A 24,945-nucleotide genomic window follows, 5' to 3' on the forward strand; every position below is an offset into this window, starting at 1 on the left:
GATGTATTTGTTCCGTCTAGCCATGGCCAGCCTGGCGAACCGCCGCTTCACCGCGATCCTCACCGCTTTCGCCATCGCCCTTTCGGTGTGCCTGCTACTGGCGGTGGAGCGGGTGCGCACCGAGGCCCGGGCGAGTTTCGCCAGCACCATCAGCGGCACCGATTTGATCGTCGGCGCCCGCTCCGGTTCGGTAAACCTGCTGCTGTATTCAGTGTTTCGCATCGGCAATGCCACCAACAACATCCGTTGGGACAGCTTCGAACACTTCGCCAGCAACCCGAAAGTGAAGTGGGCGATCCCGATGTCCCTCGGCGACTCCCATCGCGGCTACCGGGTGATGGGCACCACCGAAGCCTACTTCGAGCATTACCAGTACGGCCGCCAACAACACCTGGAGCTGGCCGATGGCCGGGCCTTCGCCACCGACCCTTTCGAAGTGGTGCTCGGTGCCGAAGTGGCCGAGGCGTTGCACTACAAGCTCGGCGACAAACTGGTGCTGGCCCACGGCGTGGCAGTGGTCAGCCTGGTCAAGCATGACGACAAGCCCTTTACCGTGGTCGGTATTCTCAAGCGCACCGGCACGCCGGTAGATCGCACGCTGCACATCAGCCTCGGTGGCATGGAAGCGATCCACATCGACTGGAAAAACGGCGTGCCGGCCCAGGGCAATGGTCGCATCAGTGCCGACCAGGCGCGCAACATGGACCTCACGCCCCAGGCGATCACCGCGTTCATGCTCGGCCTCAACAGCAAGATTTCTACGTTTGCCTTGCAGCGCGAGATCAATGAGTTCCGCGGCGAACCGTTGCTGGCGATCCTGCCCGGCGTGGCGCTGCAGGAGTTGTGGAGCCTGATGGGCACGGCGGAAAAAGCCTTGTTCGTGATTTCATTGTTCGTGGTACTCACGGGGTTGATCGGCATGCTCACGGCGATCCTCACCAGCCTCAACGAACGCCGCCGGGAAATGGCGATCCTGCGTTCGGTGGGCGCGCGGCCGTGGCACATCGCGACGCTGCTGGTGCTCGAAGCCTTCGCCCTGGCGCTGGCCGGGGTCGTCTCCGGGCTGGCCTTGCTGTACATCGGCATCGCCGCCGCCCAGGGTTACGTGCAGTCGGCCTATGGCTTGTACCTGCCGCTGGGCTGGCCAAGCGAATATGAATGGACGCTGATGGCTGGCATCCTGGTCGCCGCCCTGTTGATGGGCAGCGTGCCGGCCTGGCGCGCCTATCGCCAATCGTTGGCCGATGGCCTGTCGATCCGTTTATGAGGACCTTGAAGATGCCCCGCGCCCTGCTTGCGCTGTTGATGTTGGTCGCCCTGCCGCTGTGGGCGGCCGAACCAAGGGACCTGGCCTGGTCGGAGATGATCCCGCCGGACGCGCCGCCGGAAGTGCCAAACATGACCCCACTGCACGACCTGTCGAAGATGAGCGATGCCCTGGCCGCCGAATCCGCCCCGGCGGCCAAGCAGGATTTGCCCAACGCCCCGGTGGTCAAGGCCCTCGACGGCCAGCAGATCCGGCTGCCGGGCTACATCGTGCCGCTGGAAGTCAGCGAGGAAGGCCGTACCACGGACTTTCTACTGGTGCCGTACTTCGGCGCCTGCATCCACGTGCCGCCACCGCCGTCGAATCAGATCGTGCATGTGAAAAGCGAGGTTGGGGTCAAGCTCGACGAGTTGTACCAGCCGTACTGGGTCGAAGGCCCGATGCAGGTCAAGCCGTCCACCAGTGAACTGGCCGATGCCGGGTATCAGATGGAGGCGCAGAAGATTTATGTGTATGAGCTGCCGGAGTGAATCCCGGGGTTATGTATCGCCTTTGAAATAGCTTTCGCGAGCAAGCCCGCTCCCACAGTTGACCAAGTTCAGTCAGAAGGAATGCGGTCGAATGTGGGAGCGGGCTTGCTCGCGAAGGGGGCCTCAAGGTTGCTCATCGCATTTTCATTGAGCTGAGTCAAAAGCCGCCTACATACGCCTTCGTACCATAGGACATCAATTTTGAAATGTCCTCTGGAGCCCCCATGCACAAGTCCTTGCTCAGCGCTTCCCTCGTTGCCCTCGCGCTCGCTACTCCGCTCGCCCAGGCCCATACGGCCGGCGACATCATCGTTCGCGCCGGCGCCATCACCGTCAATCCAGAAGCCGACAGTTCCAGCGTCAAGGTCGACCGTGGTCCGCTGGCCGGCACTGATCTGGGCGGCAAGGCGACCATGAGCAGCGACACGCAATTGGGCCTGAACTTCGCCTACATGATCACCAATAACCTGGGTATCGAATTGTTGGCGGCCTCGCCGTTCGAGCATGACGTGAAAATCAAAGGCACCGCCCTGGGCGCGGCCAATAACAAGCTCGGCACCCTCAAGCACCTGCCGCCGACCTTGAGCCTGGTCTACTACCCGCTCGATGCCAAATCCACCTTCCAGCCTTATGTCGGCGCCGGCATCAACTACACCTGGATCTACGACGAGCACGTCGGCAGCGAAGCCAGTGCCAACGGTTTCAGCAACTTCCGGGCGAGCAACAGCTGGGGCATGGCGTGGCAAGTGGGCGCCGACTACATGCTGACCGACAACGTCATGATCAACGGCCAGGTTCGCTACATCGACATCGACACCACCGCTTATGTGGACAACAACGCCGTGGCCGGCGGGACTCGCGCCAAAGTGAATGTCGATGTGGATCCGTGGATCTACATGGTGGGGTTGGGTTACAAGTTTTAAGTGAAGACGCTGTAGGACTCACGAAAAAGGCGCCCCGAAAGGCGCCTTTTTTGTGGCTGGTGGAAACTCAGCGCCCCAACAACCGCGCCAGCCCCACACTCATCGGCGTTTGCGCTGGAAAGCTGAAACGCTCCAACAGCCGACTGTTATTGGCCCGCGAATGGCGGATGTCGCCGGAACGCGCCGGGCCGTAGCTGATCGGCGGCAGGTCACCCACCACCGCAGCCAAGGCCTGGAGCATCTGCTTGAGGGTCGTGGCCTGGTTCCAACCGATGTTCACCGCGCCTACTTCCACCTCGGGCTTCTCGATGGCCTGCACCAGCAGGTCAACCAGGTCTTCGACGTAGACAAAATCCCGAGTCTGCTCGCCGTCGCCGAACACAGTGATCGGCAGGCCTTTCTGCACCCGTTCGCTGAAGATGCTGATGACCCCGGAATACGGCGAGGACGGATCCTGACGTGGGCCGTAGATGTTGAAGAAGCGGAACACCACCGGCTCCAACGCGTGCTGGCGGCGATAGAAGTCCAGGTAGAACTCGCTGGCCAGTTTGTCCGAGGCATACGGCGTGAGCGGGGCCTTGGGCGTTTCTTCGTCGATGGACTCGCCTTCGCCGTTGTTGCCGTAGACCGCTGCGCTGGAAGCGAACAACACCCGTTTTACCCCGGACTGTCGCATGGCTTCGCAGACATTCAGGGTGCCGATGAAATTGCTCTGGTGCGTGCGCACCGGGTCGTCCACCGACGCTTGCACCGAGGCCACCGCCGCCAAGTGCGCCACGGCGCTGCAACCGGCCATGGCCCGGGCCACCAGCGCGGCATCGGCGACATTGCCTTCGATCAGTTCGACAGCGGGGTTGTCCAGCGGCAGGTTGCTGCGCTTGCCGGTGGACAGGTCATCGAGGATGCGCACCGTGTGTCCCTTGGCGAGCAAAGCGTCGGTCAGGTGCGAGCCAATGAAACCGGCGCCGCCGGTGATTAAAACAGGGCCTTCAGCCATGACGATAAAACCTATCCAGTAAGCCCGGGAGTGCCGCGCGCCAGGCGCGGGGCTTGATCCCGAAAGTGTGCAGAATTTTCTTGCAGGCCAGTACCGCGTGTTGCGGTTCTTCGGCGGCGTCCGGCCGTGCGGCGTGAGCCTGGGCCGTGGGCGCTTCAATCGCCAGCGGATGCAGGGCGCGGGCTTCGGTAAGGATCGCCTGGCCCAGCGCCAGTGGCGTGGTCGCCTCATGCCCGGCGTAATGATAGGTGCCCCACAGCGGCGCCGCGCAATCGAGTTGCTTGAGCACCGAGATGATCACCCGTGCGGCGTCGTCCACCGGCGTCGGATTACCGCGTCGGTCGTCGGCCAGCAGCAACTCTTCAGGCTGCTCGGCCCGGGCCAGGAAACGGCCGAGGATACCGTCGGCGCTGTCGTCCAGCAGCCAGCCGAAACGCAGCAACACATGCTGCGGACAGGTGGCACGCACGCTTTGCTCGATCCGCCACAACGCCTGGCCACGCAGGCCCAGGGGCACGGGTTCGTCCTTTTCGCTGTAGGCGGTGGCGCGGGAGCCGTCGAACACCCGATAGCTGGACGGTTGCAGCAAGACGATGTTGTGGTGCTGGCACAACTCGGCCAGACGCTCGACAGCGCGCTCCTGGTTGGCCAGGCGCTGCTCGCTGACGGCCTCGGCCTGGAACCAGTCGAAGTAGTACGCCAGGTTGATCAAGGCGTCCGGCCGGGTGTCGTCGAGCAACTGAGTCAGGCTCGCGGCATCCCAACCGTCTTCGGGGGGGCGGGGGGCAAGAAAACCGATGTCTTCTTCTGCACCGAGGCGAATCAGCGCCTGCCCGAGGGCATTCCCGCCGCCCAGTAACATAAGGCGCATTCGCATAAAGTCAGCAGGCCCAGTCTGTTGGCACAAGAATTTGGTCGACAACGCCCGCAGGCGTTGTCGGAATCGTTGCATTTTGCGGGTTTAGTGCGCAACCGTCATCCGTAAAGTGCAGATCCGGCATTTGTACTGTTCTTTAGGGCCCTTTCGCGAGCAAGCCCGCTCCCACATGAGAATGCCTTCCAAATGTGGGAGCGGGCTTGCTCGCGAAGGGGCCCTGCCAGGCGATGCATAGCTCAGAGGTACTTGCATCTTCCCCCTCCCACCCGCATAACTGCCCCCATGAATCTGCCCCTTGCAGCCGACCACGCCATGGCAGGCTTTCACCCCGCCGTTCGCGCCTGGTTCAGCCAGACATTCCCGGCGGTCACGGCCGCCCAGGCCCAGGCGTGGCCGTTGATCGGCCAACGCCGCTCGACCCTGGTAGCGGCACCCACCGGTTCGGGCAAGACCCTGACTGCGTTTCTCGCCGTGCTCGATGACCTGGTGCATCGCGGCCTGGAACAGGGCGGCCTGCCGGACCAGACCCTGGTGGTCTACGTCTCGCCGCTCAAGGCCTTGAGCAACGACATCCAGATCAACCTGCAAAACCCGCTGGCCGGCATCACCGAACAGCTGCGACAAATGGACCTGCCGCCCCTGCACATCACCACCGCCGTGCGCACCGGCGACACGCCACAGAAAGAACGCACGGCGATGCGCAAGAGCGCGCCGCACATCCTGGTGACCACGCCTGAGTCGCTCTACGTGCTGCTCGGTTCCGATTCCGGGCGGCAGATGCTCGCCAGCACCCGCACGGTGATCGTCGACGAAATCCACGCCATCGCCGCCAGCAAGCGCGGCAGTCACTTGGCCTTGAGCCTGGAACGCCTGCAAGCCCTGTGCGCCGAACCGCTGATGCGCATCGGCCTGTCCGCCACGCAAAAACCCATCGAAGCCGTGTCGCGCTTCCTCGTGGGCCAGGGACGCACCTGTGCAATCGTCGACATCGGCCACGCTCGCCCGCGCGACCTGGACATCGAGGTGCCGCCGGTGCCGCTTTCGGCGGTGATGGCCAACGACGTGTGGGAATTGGTCTACAACCGCCTCGCCGAGCTGGCCCGGGAACACCGCACCACGCTGGTGTTCGTCAACACCCGGCGCCTGGCCGAGCGCCTGAGCCGGCACCTGAGCGAGCGTTTGGGCAAGGACGCGGTGGCGGCCCATCATGGCAGCCTGGCGAAAGAGTTTCGCCTCGACGCCGAACAACGCCTCAAGCGCGGCGAATTGCAGGTATTGATCGCCACCGCGTCCCTGGAGCTGGGCATCGACATTGGCGACGTCGACCTGGTGTGCCAGATCGCCTCGCCCCGTTCGATCTCGGCGTTCCTGCAAAGAGTGGGTCGCTCCGGGCACCAGGTCGGCGGCACGCCCAAGGGCCGTTTGTTCGCCACTACCCGCGATGATTTGCTCGAGTGCGCCGCCCTGCTCGATTGCGTGCGTCGTGGCGAACTCGACACCTTGCACATCCCCATCGCCCCACTGGATGTGCTGGCCCAGCAGATCGTCGCCGAGGTCAGTTGCCAGGAATGGCAGGAACAGGCGCTGCTGGACACCTTCCGCCGAGCCTCCCCCTACGCCGAACTGGACGACGGCCACTATCAGGCGTTACTGCGAATGCTCGCTGAAGGCTTCAATGGCCGCCAAGGCGTGCGCAGTGCCTACCTGCACCGGGACGCCGTCACCCGTACCCTGCGCGGGCGCCGGGGCAGCAAGCTGACCGCCGTGACCAGCGGCGGCACCATCCCGGACAACGCCGACTACAGCGTGCTGCTCGAACCCCAAGGGCTGAACATCGGCAGCGTCAACGAAGACTTCGCGGTGGAGAGCATTGCCGGCGACGTGTTCCAACTGGGCAATACCTCCTACCGCATCATTCGCGTCGAGACCGGCCGCGTGCGGGTCGAGGACGCCCAGGGCCAGCCGCCGACCATCCCGTTCTGGCTCGGCGAAGCCCCCGGGCGCAGCGCCGAATTGTCCCTGGCCGTGGCCCGCCTGCAAGCCCAGCTGGACGATTTGCTCGGCGCCACGCCGGGCAATCTGCAACCAGCCCTCGACTGGCTCACCGGCACCTTGCAACTGAACCTGGCCAGCGCCGAACAGCTGGTGGATTACCTGGCCCCGGCCCGCCTGACCTTCGGCGCCCTGCCGTCCCAGGACACCTTGCTGATGGAGCGGTTTTTCGACGAGTCCGGCGGCATGCAACTGATCATCCACACGCCGTTTGGCAGCCGTATCAACCGCGCCTGGGGCCTGGCCTTGCGCAAGCGCTTCTGCCGCACGTTCAATTTCGAATTGCAGGCCGCCGCCAGCGAAGACGCCATCGTGCTGTCGCTGTCCACCAGCCACAGCTTCGAGTTGGACGAGGTCTGGCGTTACCTCAACAGCCACAGCGCCGAGCAGATCCTCGTCCAGGCAGTGCTGGATGCGCCGTTGTTCGGCGTGCGCTGGCGCTGGAATGCCGGCGTGGCCCTGGCCTTGCCGCGTTACAGCGGCGGGCGCAAAGTCGCCCCGCAAATCCAGCGGATGAAAAGCGAAGACCTGATCGCCAGTGTGTTCCCGGACCAGATCGCCTGCCTGGAGAACCTCGCCGGCGAGCGCGAGATCCCCGATCACCCGCTGGTGGAACAGACCCTCGACGATTGCCTGCACGAAGCCATGGACAGCGAAGGCTGGCTGACGCTGTTGCGGCGCATGGAAGCCGGCGAGGTTCGCCTGATCAGCCGCGACCTGCCGGCGCCCTCGCCCCTGGCTGCGGAAATTCTCAGCGCCCGCCCCTACACCTTTCTCGACGATGCACCGCTGGAAGAACGGCGGACCCAGGCGGTGATCAACCGGCGCTGGAGCGACCCACAAGCCACCAACGACCTGGGCGCGCTGGACGCCGAGGCCATCCAGTCGGTGCGAGACGAAGCCTGGCCGACGCCCGCCAACCTCGATGAAATGCACGAAGCACTGATGAGCCTGGCCTGCATCGCCGACAGCGAAGCCGACACCCATCCGTCATGGCGGGGCTGGTTGCAGAGCTTGGCCGATGGCGGTCGCGCCAGTCATGTGCAGATCAGCAGCGAACGTGGCCTGTGGGTGGCGCTGGAGCGATTGACCTGCCTGCAAGCGATTTATCCACAGGCCCGATGGCAGCCGCCACTGACGCCCTTGGCCGGTTTTGATGAGGCCTGGGCCAGCGACGAGGCCGTGGTGGAAGTGCTTCGCGCCCGGCTCAGCGCCTTCGGCCCGCTGCCGTTGCCGGCCATCGCCTACCCGCTGGGGTTGTCGACCCCGCAAGTCACCCAGGCCCTGGCGCACCTGGAGCAGCAAGGCTACGTGTTGCGCGGCCGATTCACGCCGGGCACCGCGCAAGAGGAATGGTGCGAGCGGCATTTACTGGCGCGCATCCATCGCTACACGGTCAAGCGCCTGCGCCGGGAAATCGAGCCGGTGATGCTGCAGGACTTCATGCGATTTCTGTTCGACTGGCAGCATCTGTCGCCGTCCACCCAAGGCCGCGGTAGCGCCGTACTGCCATCGATCATCAACCAGTTCGAGGGCTACCCGGCTGCTGCCTCGGCTTGGGACAGTGACCTGCTGCCGGCGCGGATAAAAGACTACACGCCGAGCTGGCTTGATGAGTTGTGCCGCAGCGGCAAGCTGGTGTGGACGCGCCTGAGCGCCCGCCAGAAAGCCTCTGCAAGTGCACTGCGCAGCACGCCGATTGTGTTGCTGCCGCGCAGCCAGGTGGCGCTGTGGAGCAGCCTGGCCGAGCAAACGCCCCCCGGCGAGCTGTCGCTCAAGACGCAAAAAGTCCATCAGGCCCTCAGCGAACACGGCGCGCTGTTTTTTGACGAGTTGCTGCACGAAGCCCACCTGTTGCGCAGCGAACTGGAAATCGCCTTGCAGGAACTGGTGGGCGCCGGGTTGGTGAACGCCGACAGTTTTGCCGGCCTGCGCGCGCTGATCACCCCGGCCAGCAAACGCCAGGCCCGCAGCAGTCGGCGCGGACGCGGTGCGTTTGTCGGAGGCATGGACGACGCCGGGCGCTGGGCCTTGTTGCGCCGCAGTTCTCCCGCGCCCGTGGAGAGCAACCGCCCCACGCCCACAGCACCCGAGACCCTGGAACACATCGCCATGACCCTGCTGCGTCGTTACGGCGTGGTGTTCTGGCGCTTGCTGGAGCGGGAGGCCGATTGGTTGCCGAGTTGGCGCGAGTTGCTGCGCACCTTTCATCGGTTGGAGGCGCGGGGCGACATTCGCGGTGGGCGTTTCGTCAGCGGCCTGGCGGGCGAACAGTTCGCCCTGCCCGAAGCCATCCCGCTGTTGCGCGAAGTGCGCCGCCGCCCCAGCGACGGCAGCCTGGTCGCGGTCTGCGGCGTCGACCCGCTGAACCTGGCCGGTACTTTGCTGCCAGGGGCGAAAGTGCCGGCGCTGGCGAGTAATCGGCTGGTGTATCGCGATGGATTGCCGGTTGCGGCGCAGATTGCCGGCAAGCAGCATTTGTGGGTGGAGTTGGATGGACAGGGGATGGCAGAGGTGAGGAACAAGCTCATCCAGAAAGGTTGAAGGTGTCTGGGCTTGCTCGCGAAGGGGCCATAAGCCTCTCGACTAAACTCAGCAGCTACTGAGATTGACCAGGCGCCTCCTCCCCCTCTTCTTTCGCCTCCTCCACCAACCGCCGCGGCATCACCACCTGCTGTGGATAAGTCTGCGCAAAATGCACCGTCGGGTCGTTATCCACAAGCTTCTTCAGGTGCTGGTTGAACGCCCGGCTCACCGCATATTGCCCACCGGACACCGTACGAAACTGCGCCGTGAGCACCACGCCGTTGAGGTCCATCTTGTCCACGCCGAACACATCCAGCGGCCCTTGCAGGTTGAACTTGAGGAACGGGTCTTCGGCGATCGCGCGCCCGGCCTCGCGAATCAACTCGATGGCCTGGTCGACATCGGTGTCGTAAGTGAATTGCACAGAGAAAAACGCAAAGGCGAATTGCCGGGATTGGTTGGTCACGGCCTTGATCTGGCCGAACGGCACCGAATGCACGAAACCCTTGCCATCGCGCAGGCGCAGGGTACGGATGGTCAGGCCTTCGACGGTGCCGGCGTGGCCGGAACTGAGCACCACCCAGTCGCCGATCGACAGCGTGTCCTCGATGATGATGAACAGCCCGGTGATCACGTCCTGCACCAGTTGCTGCGAACCAAAACCGATCGCCAGCCCCACCACCCCGGCACCGGCCAGCAACGGTGCGACGTTGATGCCCAGGTTGGCCATGGTGGTGATTGCGCAAATCACCACCAGAATGATTTTCGCCGCGTTGCGCAGCAGCGGCAGGATGGTCTTGATCCGGGTGCTCGGCTGGCGAGCCCCGCGCTTGTTCAAAGGGGGTTTCAAGGCTTCCTGGATCGCCGTGTCGAGCACCACCCACATCAGCCAGGTCACCAGGAAAATCAGGCCGATGCGGCTCAAGGAATCGCTGATCGCCCGGCCCACGGCATTGCGCGAGGCGAATTCGAACAGCGAAATCCCCCAGATGCGCCCGAGGATCTCAATGAACGCCACCGCCATGACGATCCGCAACAACGCATGCAATAGGCTCAGCAAACGGCCCTTGTACGCGCTGTTGCGCTGGATAACCTCGACCTTGGGCGACTTGAAGACGTGCTGGAACACCGTGCTGAGAAACACCATCGCGATCAACAGGATGGTCGTAAATATCGCGCAACGCAGGGCCTTCTGGTTGTCCTCGCCAACGCCGATCAGGCTCACCGCCGAGACCAACACCATCAACAGGATCGGCCAATACCAGAGCCCGGAAAAAATCCGCAGGGACTCTTGCAGGGCCGGTTGTTTCAAACGTTGGGCCAACGGTCGGTTGCGGATCAGGTGCGCCACCGGCCGGCGCATGCGAATCACCAGCCAGGCAAAGATCATCGAGGCGAACAAACCGGTGAACACCGCGATGCTGCTGGTGATGTTGCCGCCCAGTTGCCGAGCGATCTGCGGGCTGGTCAGGGCATCGCTGAGGGCCGCGAGAAAGCCGATCATGAACAGCGGCCGGGGGCTGAACCGCCGGATCATCGCCACCGCCCGGCGTTTGTGGCCGGCGTTGAACATCACGATGACGCACAGCAACACCGAGGTGGAGAAAATACCGCTGCTGGTGGCGTAGGCGAAACACAGCGCCAGGGCACGCCCGACCGAGACTTGCAGAAAGTGGCTGACGTACAGGGTCAGCGGCAGACAGACCAGCGCCGGCACGGTGTAGGGCAGCAGATAGCCGAGCAAGCCCCGCAGGCGCTGGCGGGTGCGCAGCCAGCGGCCCTTGCCCAGGCGTCGCACCAGCATGCGCGCGCCTGCCCAGATCAACGCAAAAGTCCCCAGCCAGACGCCGGAAAGCAACAGGAAATCTCCCGCCACCCGCCAGGACGAGCGGGACGTCTGGTCCACCAGCCGGTCCACCTCATCCGCAGCCCGATCCGCCCGCAGGCGCCAGGCGTCCACCAGGCTCTGGTTGAGGTCGAGTTTTTCCTGGACGTCATCGATGCTCGAACTGATCGCCCCCAGCAAGCCGCCCTGGACCAGCGGTGCGGGTTCGGCGGGCGGTTCGTCGGGCTTGGAGGTGCCGGGGACAGCGGCGGTCCCATAGGCGCTGGTGCCGGTCATCGCCAGCAAAAACAGCAGCAATACAGTGCTCAATCGAGACAAAACGCGAGGCTCCTTCACACGTGATCGGTAAAGAACTGATCAATTACGGGCGGGCAAGTTCGCTCCAAAGGTCAATACAACACCTGTGGCGAGGGGATTTATCCCCTCGCCACAGTCACCTCACACATTTCCACCGCTGGTAAGCCCATCGAAACTTTCCGGGCCGCGCAACAGTCATCACAAGACACAGGCGGTACGAGGTCATTGGCACGGGAGGGACACATGACGGCGATCCACATTGGCATTTCCGGTTGGCGTTACACGCCTTGGCGGGGGGATTTCTACCCCAAGGGGCTGACCCAGAAGCGGGAATTGCAATTCGCCTCGCGCGCGGTCAACAGCATCGAAATCAATGGATCGTTCTACGCCCTGCAACGCCCCGAACGGTATGCCCAGTGGTACGCCGAGACGCCGCCTGGCTTTGTATTCAGCGTCAAGGCCCCGCGCTTCATCACCCACATCAAGCGCCTGCGGGATGTCCACAAGCCGTTGGCCAACTTCTTCGCCTCCGGGGTGCTGGAACTCAAGGAGAAACTCGGCGCGATCCTCTGGCAGTTTCCCCCCAGTTTCAAATTCGACCCCGAGCTGTTCGAAGACTTCCTCAAGCAACTGCCCCACGACACCGAAGGCGCCGCCGCCCTGGCCCGGGAGCACGAACCGCGCCTGGACGGCCACGCCAGCACCAGGACCGATAAAAAGCGCCCGCTGCGTCACGCCGTGGAGATTCGTCACGAGAGCTTCATCGACCCGCGGTTCATCACCTTGCTCAAGCGCTACGATGTCGCCCTGGTGATCGCCGACACCGCCGGCAAATGGCCCTATCGCGAAGACGTCACCAGCGATTTCGTCTACTTGCGCCTGCACGGCGCCGAGGAGTTGTACGCCAGCGGTTACACCGACGCGGCGCTGCAACGCTGGGGCGAGCGGATCGAGGCCTGGAGCCACGGCAAGCAGCCCGGCGACGCCCACCTGATCGCCCCGAAAAAGAAGCCTCAGGCGCGCAAGAGCCGGGAAGTGTTCTGCTATTTCGACAACGACATCAAAGTCCGCGCGCCCTATGACGCACGGCACTTGCTGGAGCACTTCGACCTGGACAAAGACCTCGCTACCGCACCCGGTGTGCGCCCGGCCGAGGGAGTATTGCCATGAGCACTCCACAATCCCCCGACGCGACCCGCGACCCGACCCAGCACCTGGCCCAAGACCTTGACCGGGTCAGCCGCTTCACCGTCCTGACGGTCAACACCCACAAAGGGTTCACGGCGCTGAACCGCCGCTTCATCCTGCCGGAACTGCGCGAAGCGGTGCGTAGCGTGTCCGCCGATGTGGTGTTTTTGCAGGAAGTGCATGGCACTCACGAACACCACCCTCAGCGCTACAGCAACTGGCCAAGCATGCCGCAATACGAATTCCTCGCCGACAGCCTCTGGCCGCAGTTCGCCTACGGGCGTAACGCGGTCTATCCGGCGGGCGACCATGGCAATGCGCTGTTGTCGAAACTCCAGATCATCCGCCACGACAACATCGACATGTCCATCAGCGGCCACGAAAGCCGCGGCATGCTCCACAGCGTGCTGCGCTTGCCGGGCGCCGACAGCCCGCAAATCCACGCCATTTGCGTCCACCTGGGGCTACGCGAGGGACATCGGATCGAGCAATTGCAGCTGCTTTGCCAGCGCTTGAAGGAACTGCCGCCCGAGGCGCCAGTGATCGTCGCCGGGGACTTCAACGACTGGCGCGGCAAGGCCAGTGAGCTGCTCGAGCCCTGCGGCTTGCGGGAAGTGTTCGCCGAGCGGTTGGGCAAACCGGCCCGCAGTTTTCCGGCGCGCCTGCCCATCCTGCGCCTGGACCGCATCTACGTACGCAACCTCAAGGCCCATCACCCCAAGGTGTTGAGCGTACGTCCCTGGTCGCACCTTTCCGACCATGCACCACTGTCGGTGGAGATCGAATTATGAGCACGACGGTGAACAAGGAGACGGTGCAGCAAATTGAAGTTCCACCCACCGAGCGCAACCCGGCACCGGCCGATATCGAATACAGCTGGCACGGCAACAACCGCGTCACGCTCCTGGAAAACGGCGAGGAGTATTTCCCCCGGGTGTTCGAGGCCATTCGCCGGGCCGAGAGCGAAATCCTCCTGGAGACCTTCATTCTGTTCGAGGACAAGGTCGGTATCGAACTGCGGGACCTGCTGGTGGACGCCGCCCACCGTGGCGTGCGCATCAGCGTCAGCCTCGACGGCTTCGGCTGCGGTGAGCTGACCACTGAATTCCTCGCATCGTTGAGTGATGCCGGGGTGCGGCTGCAGATGTTCGATCCCGCCCCCCGGCTCCTGGGGATCCGCACCAACTGGTTCCGCCGCCTGCACCGCAAGATCGTGGTGGTGGACGGGGTCATCGCGTTTATCGGCGGGATCAACTTTTCCGCTGACCACCTGGGGGATTTCGGCCCCGAGGCCAAGCAGGATTACTCGGTGGAGGTCAAAGGCCCGGCGGTGGTGGATATCCATCACTTCGCGCTGGTGCAGAGCGGCCGCCCTTCGCGGGCCAAATACTGGTGGCAACGGCGGCGCAGTCGGCGCAATGAGCTGGCCTTCAACGACCATGACGGCCAGGTGCGCCTGGTCTATCGCGATAACCACGAACATCAGACCGACATCGAAGAGGTCTACCTGCAAGTGCTGCGCAGCGCCCAGCGCCGTGTAGTGATCGCCAACGCCTATTTCTTCCCCGGCTACCGGTTGCTGCGCGAAATTCGTAATGCGGCGCGCCGTGGCGTGGAGGTGCGACTGATCCTGCAGGGTCAGCCGGACATGATGATCGCCAAGCTCGCCGCGCGAATGCTCTACAACTACCTGCTCAAGGACGGCGTGGTGATCTACGAATATTGCGAACGGCCGCTGCACGGCAAAGTCGCGCTGGTGGATGAGGACTGGAGCACCGTCGGTTCGAGCAATCTCGACCCGCTGAGCCTGTCCCTGAACCTGGAAGCCAACGTGCTGATCCGCGATCGGGCGTTCAACCGCGAACTGTTCCAGCGCCTCGATCATTTGAGCCGCAATCATTGCACGGTCATGCCCGAAAACCACGCCCCTCGGGGCCGGCTGTGGCGCATGACCGTCGGTTTCATGGTGTTCCACTTCCTGCGCCACTTCCCGGCCTGGGCCGGCTGGCTGCCGGCCCATAAACCGCGCCTGAAACCTTTTTCGCCGCCGACGGCGGTTCGGAGCGAACCCCATGAACCACTCTGACGCGCAGACCGCACCCCATGACGCCCACGCCCACGCCCACGAGCAGGGTAAACCCAAGTCACGCTGGAGCCGCTGGAAAAGACCGCTGACCCTGGCTTTCTTCCTGCTGCTGATCGTGCTGTTCACGACCCTGGCCCGGCGCATCGATTGGTCGGAAGTATTCGCGACCCTGGCGGACTTCAAGGTACGCACGTTGATCATCGCAGTCGCATTGACCATCACCAGTTTCATCACTTACGCCTGCTTCGACCTGATTGGCCGCACCTACATCCGTCAGAAACTCGGCTGGCGGCAAATCCTGCCGGTGGGGGTGATCAGTTACGCCTTCAACCTCAACCTCAGTGCCTGGGTCGGCGGCATCGCCATGCGCTACCGGCTGTATTCGCGGCTGGGGGTCAGCACCGGCAACATCGCCAAGATCCTCGGCTTGAGCCTGGCCACCAACTGGTTCGGCTACATGACCCTGGCCGGCGTGGTGTTCAGCAGCGGTCTGGTGACGATGCCGCCGGGCTGGAAACTCAGCAGTAATGCGCTGCAAGGCGTGGGTGTGCTGTTGCTGTTCGTCAGTGCGGGTTATCTGCTGGCCTGTCAGTTTTCCAAGCGCCGGGCCTGGACCATTCGGGGTATGGAAATCAACCTGCCGTCGCTGCGCATGGCCGTGTTGCAACTGGCGCTGGGGGCATTGAACTGGTCGCTGATGGCGGCGGTGATTTTCACTTTGCTGCCCAGCAAACTGGATTACCCGATGGTGCTCGGGGTGTTGCTGATCAGCAGCATTGCCGGGGTCATCACCCACATTCCGGCGGGCCTTGGGGTGTTGGAGGCGGTGTTCATTGCGCTGCTGCAGCACGAGGTGTCGCGGGGCAGCCTGCTGGCGGGGTTGATCGCCTACCGGGCGATCTACTTCATTTTGCCGTTGCTGATCACGGTGATGATGTACCTGGTGATCGAGGCGAAGGCCAAGGCGTTGCGGGTCAAACCTGGGCTTAAATAACGGGGAGGTAGTGGCCCATCGCGAGCTTGCTCGCGATGAGGCCCTCACCCACACCACACAATCACCGCTCCTGAATAATGCTCAACCGCTCACCCACCACCATCTCCGTGATCCAGCCCACCAGGATCGAGGTGTAGGCCTGTTGTGACACGGGGTCGCTCAGGGCATGGTCCGCGCCGTCGATGATCCGGTGGGTCAGCGAGTGGGTCTGCTGGCACGCCGCTCGGTAGCTCATGATGGTGGCATGGGGCACGTGGTCGTCGGTCTCCGATTCCACCAGCAACACATCACCGGTGAACTGAGAGCAGGCATGCAAGGCGCGATTGGTGTCGGCATGCACCAGGGTGCTGCGGTAATCGAGCAAGTCGCTTTTGTCCAGGTCGCGCTTGGGCGTGTGCCATTGCTCATCGCGGTACAGCGCCGGCACCCGCAAGGCCAGCCAACGCACCGGTCGCAGCGATGTCAGGATCGAGGCCAGGTAACCGCCATAGCTGGTGCCCACCACGGCAATCGCCGACGTGTCCAGGGCCGGGTGGGCCAGCAGCCGATCGTAAGCCGTCAGCAGATCCCGCAGATTGTCTTCCCGACTCACCCGCGATAGCGGAATGCCCGTCCCGCCGGTATGCCCGCGCAAGTCGAAGGTCAGGCACACGCAGCCCAGGCCGGCAATGCCTTTGGCCCGCTCCAGGTCACGCTCCTGACTGCCGCCCCAACCGTGCACGAACAATACGCCGGGCACCTTCGACTTGGGGCTCAGGAAGGTCCCGTTCATGTGTTCATCGTCGATCTCGATCTGTATGGTTTCGCTTCTAGCCGTCATAGGAATGAACCGTTACGTATTTAAGAAGGAAGTCCCCATTGTGCGCCGCGCCGCGATAGACCTCTTTGGCGCCGGGGGGCAGCGGTTGGTCGGTGTAGGTTTCCACCGAGGACACGCGCACCGCGCTGGTCGACGGGGCCTCGACGAACACCTGCAACGCCGCAAGCTCGGCACTGCTGGCCCCACCCATGCGCCACGACTGCTCCAGCACACCGCCACGGGGCTGGCCGGCGGCATCCAGGCCCTGGGCAACGTCATAATTGCGCCGCGAGGCGAAGAAGCCGGGGTAAGCCTGGTGGGCGGCGTCATCAAACACTTGGGCCAGGCGTACCGCTTCACGGACATCGTCGGCCAGCTCAAGCCTGAGCAATTCGATATAGCCGCCCTGCACCACCAACAGATCCGAGCCGCCGTAGACCTCCAAGCCCTCGCTGTCCTGGGTCAGGTGTTGCACGCCGCAATAGCTGAGGACTTTGCCGCTGATGAAGCTCTGGCCGACGCTTTGGGTCTGGACCTCACTGAGGTTTTGCTCCAGCACCACCCCATCACGAAAAAGTGTCTGGGCGTCAGGCGCGGCGGCAACTTCATCGAACTGCGCAAGGCTCTTGATCACTCGTTGATCGCGTCCAGCGCAAGCATGGATCGGCTTGAGGCGGATCGGCCCGGTGTAAAGCAAATGCTCCGCGGCCGGGCGCGCGTCCTTGAGCGCAAAGACACTCACGCCATCGAGCACCGCGCCTCGGGTGAGCTTGGCGAACAGCGGCGACCAACCCTCGGGGGCCACGGCATCCTTATTCAGCAGACCGTGGGCGATCGCCTTGGTGCAAATAAAGTCGTGCTCGACGTAACCGCCCCACAGGTCCTCGGGCCCCTTGACGCCCAGGCGCAACGCGGCCTCGGCGCCGATCAGGGTTTGCGTAGGCACCCAATACAGATCAAGCCCGGCATGTTGCTGTTCATCATAACTGCCGCCGTACGCCAGCCCGAGGATCTGCGCCAGCCAGCGGGCCAGCGCACGATTGGTTTCCACTTCATGGAGCGGCGCGTGGGGGTTGACCGAGTGGGCCACTACGGTTTTGTTGCGATTGACTGGCGTCATGCGTTGCCCTTTACCTGTGCTCGATGGCTGTGGGTTAAGGGGTGCAGAGATCAGGCCAACGATGGAAGCCGCCAGGACGGTCAAGCAAACGGGGGAATCGCGAGGAGTTGATAGCACCGGGCCTGTTTCATTCTGCACGACCTGCGGTTGATATCCGGCAAATTGCACGATACTCGCACCGTCTCCTGTGGCGAGGAGGTTTATCCCCTCGCCACAAAAGCACTCACTGCGGCCTTGAAACACCCGGCGGACTCACCCCAAACCTCGCCCGATAATCACTCGGCGCCAGCCCGGTAATCTTCTTGAACGTCGCCCGAAACGCACTCGGATCCTGATAACCCACGGTCCAGGCGATGTGGTCGATGGTGCCATTGGTGAACTCGAGCATTTCCCGGGCCTTGCCGACTCGCAAGTGCTGGCAGTATTCGGTGGGTTTTAGCCCGGTGGCGGCGCGGAAGCGGCGCAGGAAGGTGCGCTCTTCCAACCCGGCCCGTTCGGCCATCGCGCCAAGGGAAACGTCCACCGCACCGCTGCTTTGAAGCCAATGCTGGACCTTGAGAATCGCCGCGTCGCCATGCCCGAGAATCGGCGCGAAGTTACTGCCGCATTGGCTGGCGCTGTCGCTGTGCTCGATCACCAAAAATTGCGCCGTGCGCGTGGCAATGCTCGGCCCGAGAAGGCGGTCCACCAGACGCAGCCCCAGCTCCGACCAGGCCATCAACCCGGCCGTGGTGATCAGGTCGCCGTCGTCGACGATGGGTTTGTCGGCGTTGAGTTTGATCTTCGGGTAACGCGCCGCGAAGGACTTGGCCGAGGTCCAGTGGGTGGTGGCGCTGCGCCCATCGAGCAGGCCACTTTCGGCCAGCAGAATCGAGCCTACGCAAACCCCACCCAACACCGTGCCACCGGCATGCTGCGCACGCAGCCAATCCATCAATCCTTGGGAGGCCTGCTCCTCATCGAAACCGGCGAGGGATGGCGGAATCAGCAACGCAACCAGTTTGCCCGCCGGGCCGGCTTCGCTGTCGAACACCCGCAACGGCGCTTCGTCATTTTCCGTTTGCCAGTGACTGACCCGCAGCCGTGGCAACTGCGCACTGCCATGCTCGGCCGCAATTCGCTGCGCCACGGCAAACAGATCGGTCAACCCATGCACCGCCGCCAATTGCGCGCCGGGATAGATAAGCACCCCGAGCTCGGCGACTGCCCTTTGCTGCGTCATTGTCAGTTTTCCCTCGCCTATTGTCGTTGTGGCCAATCCTCGAACCTGCGGCAAAAGCCAATACTGGCGCCATACCCAACCTGATCAAGGAAGCCCTCATGCCCAAGCAAGCGCTCATCGTAGTCGATATCCAGAACGACTACTTCCCCCAAGGGAAATGGCCACTGGTCGGTGCCGACGCCGCCGCCGACAATGCCGCAAAGTTGATCGAAGCCTTTCGCCAGGCCGGGGATCAAGTGGTGTTCATCCGCCATGAGTTCACCTCCGACGACGCGCCGTTCTTCACCCCAGGTTCCGAAGGCGCGCAACTGCACCCCAAAGTGCTCAACCGCACCGACGAGCCGGTGGTGCTCAAGCACTTCGTCAATTCGTTTCGAGAGACCGAACTGCAAGCCCTCCTCGACCACCACGGCATCGAGCAACTGGTGGTGGTCGGCAGCATGAGCCACATGTGCGTCGATGGCGTCACCCGGGCTGCGGCGGATTTGGGCTATGACGTCACAGTGATCCACGATGCCTGTGCCACCCTCGACCTGGAATTCAACGGCGTCGTGGTCCCGGCCGCCCAAGTACATGCGGCCTTCATGGCGGCGCTGGGGTTTGCTTATGCGAGTGTGGTGAGCACTGAGCAATTCCTGGCTACTGATCACTGAGTTGCACAGAACACTGCGAAACTGCGCTTCAGCCTGAGCAGACCATTGAGCAATGCTCTGCTCAGGCAGTCAGAACCTGCAGCAACCTCGGCATTGTCGCCACAAACCCCATCTGCCGGGCTTCGTGTTGAAGCCCTCGCAATGGCTCCCCACGCCCTTGATCGGCGCCACGCAACCACTGCCCGGCCACATCGATCACCCGCACATGATGACTGACCCAGGCGCACGACGCGGACTCGGGCAATGCCGCCATCTGTTGCCCGTGCCAGATCGCCTGTTCGACATTCCCCGCCAGCAGACAGGTTTCAGCGGCGGCCACTCGAAAGCGCAACGCGTTGTGGGCCAGGCAGGCCTGGGTAAGCTGAGTCTCCCCTTTCAACAAGGCCTGCTGGCTGAGCGCTGGATCGTCGACCATCAACGCCAGGCTGCCATAGACCCAAGGCCCGATGTAACGCTGTAGCTCGAAGCGCTCAACCAGACTTGCCGCGTCCATGATCAACGTCTGCGCCAACTCGCGCTGGCCCTGGCGCAAGGCCACCCGCGCCAGCCCTTCCAGCAGGATCGCCTCGAAACGGCTGGCCCCCAGGTTACGCGCAAGCTCCAGCGCGAGGGCCAGCTCCTGTTCCGCCGACACGTCCTGACCGCTCGCCACCAAGACCCAGGCAGCGGTCAGCCGCGAGAAGACTTCCGCTCGATGATTGCCGATCCTGGCGCTGCATTCGATGGCATCCATCGCGTCGCGCAACGCCTGCTCCGGCTGGCCCAGATAAACCCGCGCCGATCCACGCGCGCTGCGATTACCCGCCTCCACGTGCACCAGCCCGTTGCGCTCGCACAGGCGCACGCATTGATCGAAAACCTCGTAGGCGGTCTGCATACGGCCTTGTGCGTAGTACGAATCACCGATCCCACTCAAGGCCCTGGCCTCGGTTTCCCGATGCCCACCGATACGCGCAAAGGACAAGGCCTCCTCATGCAGTCGGCGACACTCGGCATAGTCGCCGCGCGGGAAATAGATGTTGCCGCGCAGTTGATGCAATCGGGCCAGTGCCGTGTGCGCCTGCATGGCCCGGGCGATGGGCAGCATGTCTTCGATCAGGCGCTCTTCCTCGTCCAGGCAATCGAGTGTATTGAGCACCGCCGCCAGTCCCAGCGCGGACTCGATCCGATCTTGCGGTTGCTCGGCCAATACCAGCGCCCGCTGAAAATGCTCCCGTGCGTCAACGGTCTGGCCCAGGCCTGAACACGCCTGGCCGCACAACAGGGCAAGGGGGAAATGGGTCCGCGCTCGTTCGACAAACACTGCGCATTGACGCGCCAACGCCAGGACACTGTCGTACTGACACGCCAGGCGCTTTTCGCCCATGGCGGCCAGCAGCGCGTCGAACGCCGCCGGATCGTTGGCCCGAAGCAGATGCTGGGCATGGAGCGACCGGTCACGCTCGCGATACAGGTTCGCCACCTCGCGGTGCAACTGTTCACGAACCATCGTGGGTATCGCGTCGTAGAGACAGTGCATGACCAGATCGTGGACAAACAGATAGCTCCCTGGCTCCACTTCCCGCACCAGCCCCTGGCGCATGTCTGCCGTCGGAAGATAGTCGGGTTGCCCCAGCGCCTCGCGCCAGAGCGTGAGTTCGAAGCGATTGCCCAGGACAGCGGCGTAACGCAGGGCGCGACGCTGATCGGGGGCCAACTTGTCAAAACGGGTCTGGACCAGATGCCGCAGGCTGTCGGGGAAAACACCCTCCTGGCTCGACAGCAACTGCGTCAGGTACAGCGGATTGCCCTGGGCGCGTGTAACGCACTCGGCCCGGTAGCGCGGATCGACATCAGTGAATTGATCCGCCAGGACGGTGGCCTCACGTGCCCGGATCGGCGCAATGTCGAGCAGGCTCATGGGGGTGGAAGAGTGTGCGCGGATTTCACTTTCCAGCGAGTCGCCTTCGGGACGTGACGTCAGCAACCAGACAACTGGCGCTTCGTCCGTGGCGTTGAGCAGCTTGCCCAGCAGCGCAAACAGCGCAGAGTCGCCCCAATGCAAGTCTTCTAGACAGATCACCAAGGGTTGTTGCACCGCCATTCTCAGCAACACTTCAAGCAAGGCCTGGAACAACCCTTGGCTGCGGGCCTGGTTGCTCATCGCGGCGTACAGGGTGGGCGGCTCGGTAGACGACACGCCCGTCAGCACGTGGAGAAACATGCGATGCTCGGCAGCCACTTTCAGGCGCGACAGCGCAGTCTCCAGCAGCGTGGCGCTGATCGGGAGCGACCCGCCCAGGCTGAGCAGGCTGCTCACCAACTGCCCCAAGGGCCAGAGGCTGTTGTCCATGCCAAAATCCAGCACTTCGCCGCGATGACAGACAAACCCACGCTGCCGGGCCATTTCGATAAATTCGCTGACCAGGCGGGTCTTGCCAATGCCCGCCATGCCGCGCACGTAGACCACATGCCCGTCCTGGCATTCCTGGGTGGCCTCGATCACGCCCTTGAACTGCAACAACTCAATAGCCCGCCCCACCAATGGACGAGGCGCGTTTTCGTCGAGGTTGCGCAGGCGCAGGCATTTTCGATAGGCGCTGAACTCATCGTTGGAGGGCGAAAACTCAAACCGTTCAGCGAGTTGTTCGAGCAGGTTCTGCGCAACGTAGACCGGCGCGTGGCCATGACGCTCCGACAGTGGCTGTTGCGCGAGCAAGACGGCGTCGGCGTGCGGCTCCGGCGTCTCGGTACTCAGGCGCACGAGCCGCAGCAGCAAGGCGTGTCCTGGCTTCACGAATTGCTCCCGGCTCAGCGCCAGCGCGCATAGCAGGCCCCGCTCGCTGTCGCTGCGATATGCCTGGGGAGAACCGAACTGGGCGATCACCACATCCTGGGTCATACCCAGTGAAACACCGCCGAACTGGCGGACCAGGCGCTCAATTTCATCCACGAGTGCCGCGGCAGTCGCCTCTGGCTGCACATCGACGCCAAAGGACAGTTCCAGTACATAGCGGATAACGGCGTCATCGGCCCGTTTCAGCACCTGTTGTGCCAAGGCCGTCTCGTGCAACTCAGTCATCGTCTGTTCGATTTGCACCAGGGCCCGCGAGACTGGGTCTCCCAACAGCCCACTCACATCGACCCCAAAGGCCGCCGCCAGGTGACGGGCTGTGCGGTAAAGCACCGGCTTGCCGGTTTCGGCGCGCTTGATGGAAGCGATCGACACACACAGGCGCCGGTTCAGGCAAGCCTCGGCCAGGGTTTCCTGGCTCAGGCCATGCTGTTTGCGCAACCCTTTCAACAATACCGCGTCGAGCAGGACACGGCCGTCGGACACCGAGGCATCGCGCTTGGATAGGGCAGGAGACGAGTTGTGTCTGGAGTCCATGTCGATAGCCCTTCCACCCTGGCCAGGCACGCCGATGAATGCACAATCCGATATTGATGACAGCGCTCCCCCGAGATCGAGGCAACGGCAGCGCGTTCGAGTGTACTCCTGTGCATCTGCGGGGTTAACGGAAAGATGGCATTTTGCCTGATACCAAACTGATACCGGACTGACACCGCTCTGGACTGTCGGGTTATCACCGGCCTTCAGATACTGAGCCCATCAATTGGAACCGATTGATACAACCTGAACGATGGGAGAAGGGCAATGAACGATGGACTGAAGGACAATGCCAGCAACGACCTGCGGGATATCGGCGGCTCGCAGCTGCTGGGGCGCGGCCTGAACCGGCTCGATTGGGCCGGCGACAGCAAGGAATGCCAGAAGGTCGGCGATACCGAGTCGGGCAAACGTGCCGTGCCGTACCGGAAAACGGCTTATAACGTGGGGAAAAACGTCACCATGTCCACTGTCGTGGCCAATGACAACTCCTCAACCGAGACATTTTCCTCCCGCGACGAGTACGAAAGACATACCCAGTCGAGTGTCGAAGCCGCCGGTAAATACGGTGCCTTTTCCGCCGGTTTCAAAGCCACCTTCGGCAGCGACCTCAAGACGCTCGAAGAGCGCGAAGCCGCGCTCTACAGTCACACGGTGCGGTTATGGAAACTGACATTCGAAGTCAACCCAGCCAATGCGACTGACAACTTCAAGGCGCGCATCGATGAGTTGCCCAAGGCCTTCGATCCACGCAACCCGACGCCGTTTTTCAACTTCCTCGTCGACTTTGGCACCGATATCGTCAGCGAAGTGACCGTCGGCGGCTCGCTTAACTATGCGATGACCGCACTCAAGAGCTTCCTCAGCCAGACCAACACCCTCGATGCGATGGTCAAGGCTGAATACGGCGCATTTGTCAGCGGCAGCGCGACGACGTCGATCTCGGAAACGGTCAAGAAAAACATCGCCCATCGCAACGCCAACCTGACCACCCAGGGCGGTACGCACGCCATCGGTTTCAATGCAGTGGACCCCAGCAACTGCAACGCGGAGTTCGGCAAGTGGCGTGAATCGCTGCCTGACGATCCCACGGTCGTGGAGTTGAAAATCGCGCCGGTCTATCGCTTCGTCAAGGAAGGCGAGACCCGTACGGCACTGGAGCAGGCCTATCAGTGGTACACCAGCTACAAGACGGAAATTGAAGGGACTTGGCAAGAGTCGGTGGTTGTCCTCGGCCGCTCCGGACGGCAAACCACCCCCAAGGGCACGGCAACCGGCCCGGCCTTGCGAATGGTGTTCGTCGACAACAAAAGCAAGGAAACCACCGAGAGCTTTCACTACCCGCCCGCAGCGACTGCGTCTACCGCGGAATTTGACCAGTTCTGGGATGCACTGGCCCTGCTGCTGAGACAAAAAAGCGGGCATAAATTGCTCCTGGCCACCGAGCGCTGGCCTCGCGACTCACGCTACTACCCGGGGTACGCCATGCGTGAAGCCCTGCTGTCCAATGGCGCCAGTGACGTTTCGCTCAAGCGCTGGGAAACGCTGACCAAGCACATGCAACCCAACCCGTTGTCCGGCCTGACTTATGTGCTGGCGGGCAATGACTTCGAGGCGCCCGGTGTCGACGGGCTCATTGCCGGTTTTGGCCAGGCAGGCAAGGATCTCAACCCAACGGTGAAGATCAAGGCGCGCCTTGCCCACGACTCGTTCGGCAAGGTCAAGCTGGTAAAAACGGAAAAGACCGAGCAAGACCCTCGCACCGCGCTGTACATCGTGCGTAACAATACTGGCGATAAACCGGCACTGGCGGTCGATTCGCAAAACAAAACCCGTATTGCCATGCAAACGCCGGACAGGCACAACCCCGGGCAATTCTGGTACATGCCCGAGCTGGAAAAACCCTATCCGGAAATCAACCACCCGGTCCTGTTGATCAATTACGAGACGGGAGCCTGCTTGCAGGGCATGCACGACCAGGGCGACTGCCGGCTCAAGCCCATCGAGCCGGGTCGCCAGCAGGACGATGTCATTTGGGACCGGCGCGGCGATGAGGTGTTTCACCTGTTGATGGTCTACTACTGGATGGACGCCTTGTGCCTGACCCAGGTGGAAAAGCGCGCCGCCGTCCGGCCGTGGCGCCAGCCTCACGGCATGGATTGGTTGCGCGAGCCGCATCGTCCGTATAGTTGATACCA

17 protein-coding genes are annotated in these 24,945 nt (G+C 63.0%); 10 read left to right on the plus strand and 7 right to left on the minus strand.

Annotation, left to right across the window (positions count from 1 at the left end; all coding sequences use genetic code 11):
- Position 1: 1 nt before the first annotated feature.
- From ACWNZ1_RS21205 to ACWNZ1_RS21215, 3 genes are all read left to right on the plus strand, one after another.
- Positions 2 to 1,267 carry an ABC transporter permease gene (locus tag ACWNZ1_RS21205; protein ID WP_256453830.1) on the plus strand — a complete coding sequence of 422 codons (1,266 nt, stop codon included), beginning with the start codon at positions 2 to 4 and terminating at the stop codon, positions 1,265 to 1,267.
- 11 nt (positions 1,268 to 1,278) lie between these two features.
- Positions 1,279 to 1,797 (plus strand): DUF3299 domain-containing protein, encoded by a 519-nt coding sequence (locus ACWNZ1_RS21210; protein ID WP_135847409.1) that lies wholly within the window; start codon positions 1,279 to 1,281, stop codon positions 1,795 to 1,797.
- A gap of 224 nt (positions 1,798 to 2,021) precedes the next feature.
- Positions 2,022 to 2,720, plus strand: a complete 699-nt coding sequence (locus ACWNZ1_RS21215) for an OmpW/AlkL family protein (RefSeq protein ID WP_256453831.1) — start codon at positions 2,022 to 2,024, stop codon at positions 2,718 to 2,720.
- Between the two features lie 67 nt (positions 2,721 to 2,787).
- Here ACWNZ1_RS21215 and ACWNZ1_RS21220 read toward each other — a convergent pair whose 3' ends face one another.
- Both ACWNZ1_RS21220 and ACWNZ1_RS21225 read right to left on the minus strand, forming a co-directional pair.
- A complete protein-coding gene (locus ACWNZ1_RS21220; protein ID WP_456027875.1) occupies positions 2,788 to 3,717 on the minus strand; it encodes an NAD-dependent epimerase/dehydratase family protein in 930 nt (309 codons plus the stop codon).
- Positions 3,710 to 4,594, minus strand: coding sequence for a sugar nucleotide-binding protein (locus ACWNZ1_RS21225; protein WP_256453833.1), 885 nt, complete (start codon positions 4,592 to 4,594; stop codon positions 3,710 to 3,712). The genes ACWNZ1_RS21220 and ACWNZ1_RS21225 overlap by 8 nt, the downstream gene beginning before the upstream one ends.
- Positions 4,595 to 4,876: 282 nt before the next feature.
- On the opposite strand from ACWNZ1_RS21225, the gene ACWNZ1_RS21230 reads away from it, so the two are divergent.
- Entirely contained in the window at positions 4,877 to 9,190 is a 4,314-nt protein-coding gene (locus tag ACWNZ1_RS21230; RefSeq protein ID WP_456027876.1) for a DEAD/DEAH box helicase, read from the plus strand.
- A gap of 55 nt (positions 9,191 to 9,245) precedes the next feature.
- Here ACWNZ1_RS21230 and ACWNZ1_RS21235 read toward each other — a convergent pair whose 3' ends face one another.
- On the minus strand, positions 9,246 to 11,336 hold the full coding sequence (locus ACWNZ1_RS21235; RefSeq protein ID WP_256453835.1) for a mechanosensitive ion channel family protein: 2,091 nt from the start codon (positions 11,334 to 11,336) through the stop codon (positions 9,246 to 9,248).
- 222 nt (positions 11,337 to 11,558) lie between these two features.
- Between ACWNZ1_RS21235 and ACWNZ1_RS21240 the strand changes: the two genes are divergently transcribed.
- The 4 genes from ACWNZ1_RS21240 to ACWNZ1_RS21255 are packed head-to-tail and all read left to right on the plus strand — an operon-like array spanning position 11,559 to position 15,583.
- Positions 11,559 to 12,485, plus strand: a complete 927-nt coding sequence (locus ACWNZ1_RS21240; protein WP_265072460.1) for a DUF72 domain-containing protein — start codon at positions 11,559 to 11,561, stop codon at positions 12,483 to 12,485.
- Positions 12,482 to 13,294 carry an endonuclease/exonuclease/phosphatase family protein gene (locus ACWNZ1_RS21245; protein WP_265072461.1) on the plus strand — a complete coding sequence of 271 codons (813 nt, stop codon included), beginning with the start codon at positions 12,482 to 12,484 and terminating at the stop codon, positions 13,292 to 13,294. The genes ACWNZ1_RS21240 and ACWNZ1_RS21245 overlap by 4 nt, the downstream gene beginning before the upstream one ends.
- Positions 13,291 to 14,589 carry a cardiolipin synthase ClsB gene (clsB, locus tag ACWNZ1_RS21250; protein ID WP_256453837.1) on the plus strand — a complete coding sequence of 433 codons (1,299 nt, stop codon included), beginning with the start codon at positions 13,291 to 13,293 and terminating at the stop codon, positions 14,587 to 14,589. The genes ACWNZ1_RS21245 and clsB overlap by 4 nt, the downstream gene beginning before the upstream one ends.
- On the plus strand, positions 14,576 to 15,583 hold the full coding sequence (locus ACWNZ1_RS21255) for a lysylphosphatidylglycerol synthase domain-containing protein (RefSeq protein WP_456027877.1): 1,008 nt from the start codon (positions 14,576 to 14,578) through the stop codon (positions 15,581 to 15,583). The genes clsB and ACWNZ1_RS21255 overlap by 14 nt, the downstream gene beginning before the upstream one ends.
- 61 nt (positions 15,584 to 15,644) lie before the next feature.
- On the opposite strand, the gene ACWNZ1_RS21260 is transcribed toward ACWNZ1_RS21255, so the two are convergent.
- From ACWNZ1_RS21260 to ACWNZ1_RS21270, 3 genes are all read right to left on the minus strand, one after another.
- Positions 15,645 to 16,403, minus strand: a complete 759-nt coding sequence (locus ACWNZ1_RS21260) for an alpha/beta hydrolase family protein (RefSeq protein WP_135847419.1) — start codon at positions 16,401 to 16,403, stop codon at positions 15,645 to 15,647.
- Positions 16,393 to 17,502: a DUF3182 family protein gene (locus tag ACWNZ1_RS21265; protein WP_456027878.1), complete on the minus strand. Its 1,110-nt coding sequence runs from the start codon at positions 17,500 to 17,502 to the stop codon at positions 16,393 to 16,395. The genes ACWNZ1_RS21260 and ACWNZ1_RS21265 overlap by 11 nt, the downstream gene beginning before the upstream one ends.
- A 223-nt stretch (positions 17,503 to 17,725) precedes the next feature.
- Positions 17,726 to 18,724, minus strand: a complete 999-nt coding sequence (locus tag ACWNZ1_RS21270) for a GlxA family transcriptional regulator (protein WP_135847421.1) — start codon at positions 18,722 to 18,724, stop codon at positions 17,726 to 17,728.
- A gap of 98 nt (positions 18,725 to 18,822) precedes the next feature.
- On the opposite strand from ACWNZ1_RS21270, the gene ACWNZ1_RS21275 reads away from it, so the two are divergent.
- The gene (locus tag ACWNZ1_RS21275; protein ID WP_456027879.1) at positions 18,823 to 19,377 is read left to right on the plus strand and encodes a cysteine hydrolase family protein; all 555 of its coding nucleotides are present in this window, start codon (positions 18,823 to 18,825) and stop codon (positions 19,375 to 19,377) included.
- A 61-nt stretch (positions 19,378 to 19,438) separates the two neighbouring features.
- On the opposite strand, the gene ACWNZ1_RS21280 is transcribed toward ACWNZ1_RS21275, so the two are convergent.
- Positions 19,439 to 22,747, minus strand: a complete 3,309-nt coding sequence (locus ACWNZ1_RS21280) for an ATP-binding protein (RefSeq protein ID WP_456027880.1) — start codon at positions 22,745 to 22,747, stop codon at positions 19,439 to 19,441.
- Between the two features lie 267 nt (positions 22,748 to 23,014).
- Here ACWNZ1_RS21280 and ACWNZ1_RS21285 point away from each other — a divergent pair, with 267 nt between their 5' ends.
- Entirely contained in the window at positions 23,015 to 24,940 is a 1,926-nt protein-coding gene (locus ACWNZ1_RS21285; protein WP_456027881.1) for an MAC/perforin domain-containing protein, read from the plus strand.
- Positions 24,941 to 24,945: the final 5 nt, after the last annotated feature.

The sequence above is a fragment of the Pseudomonas sp. CFBP 5748 genome, assembly GCF_053850495.1.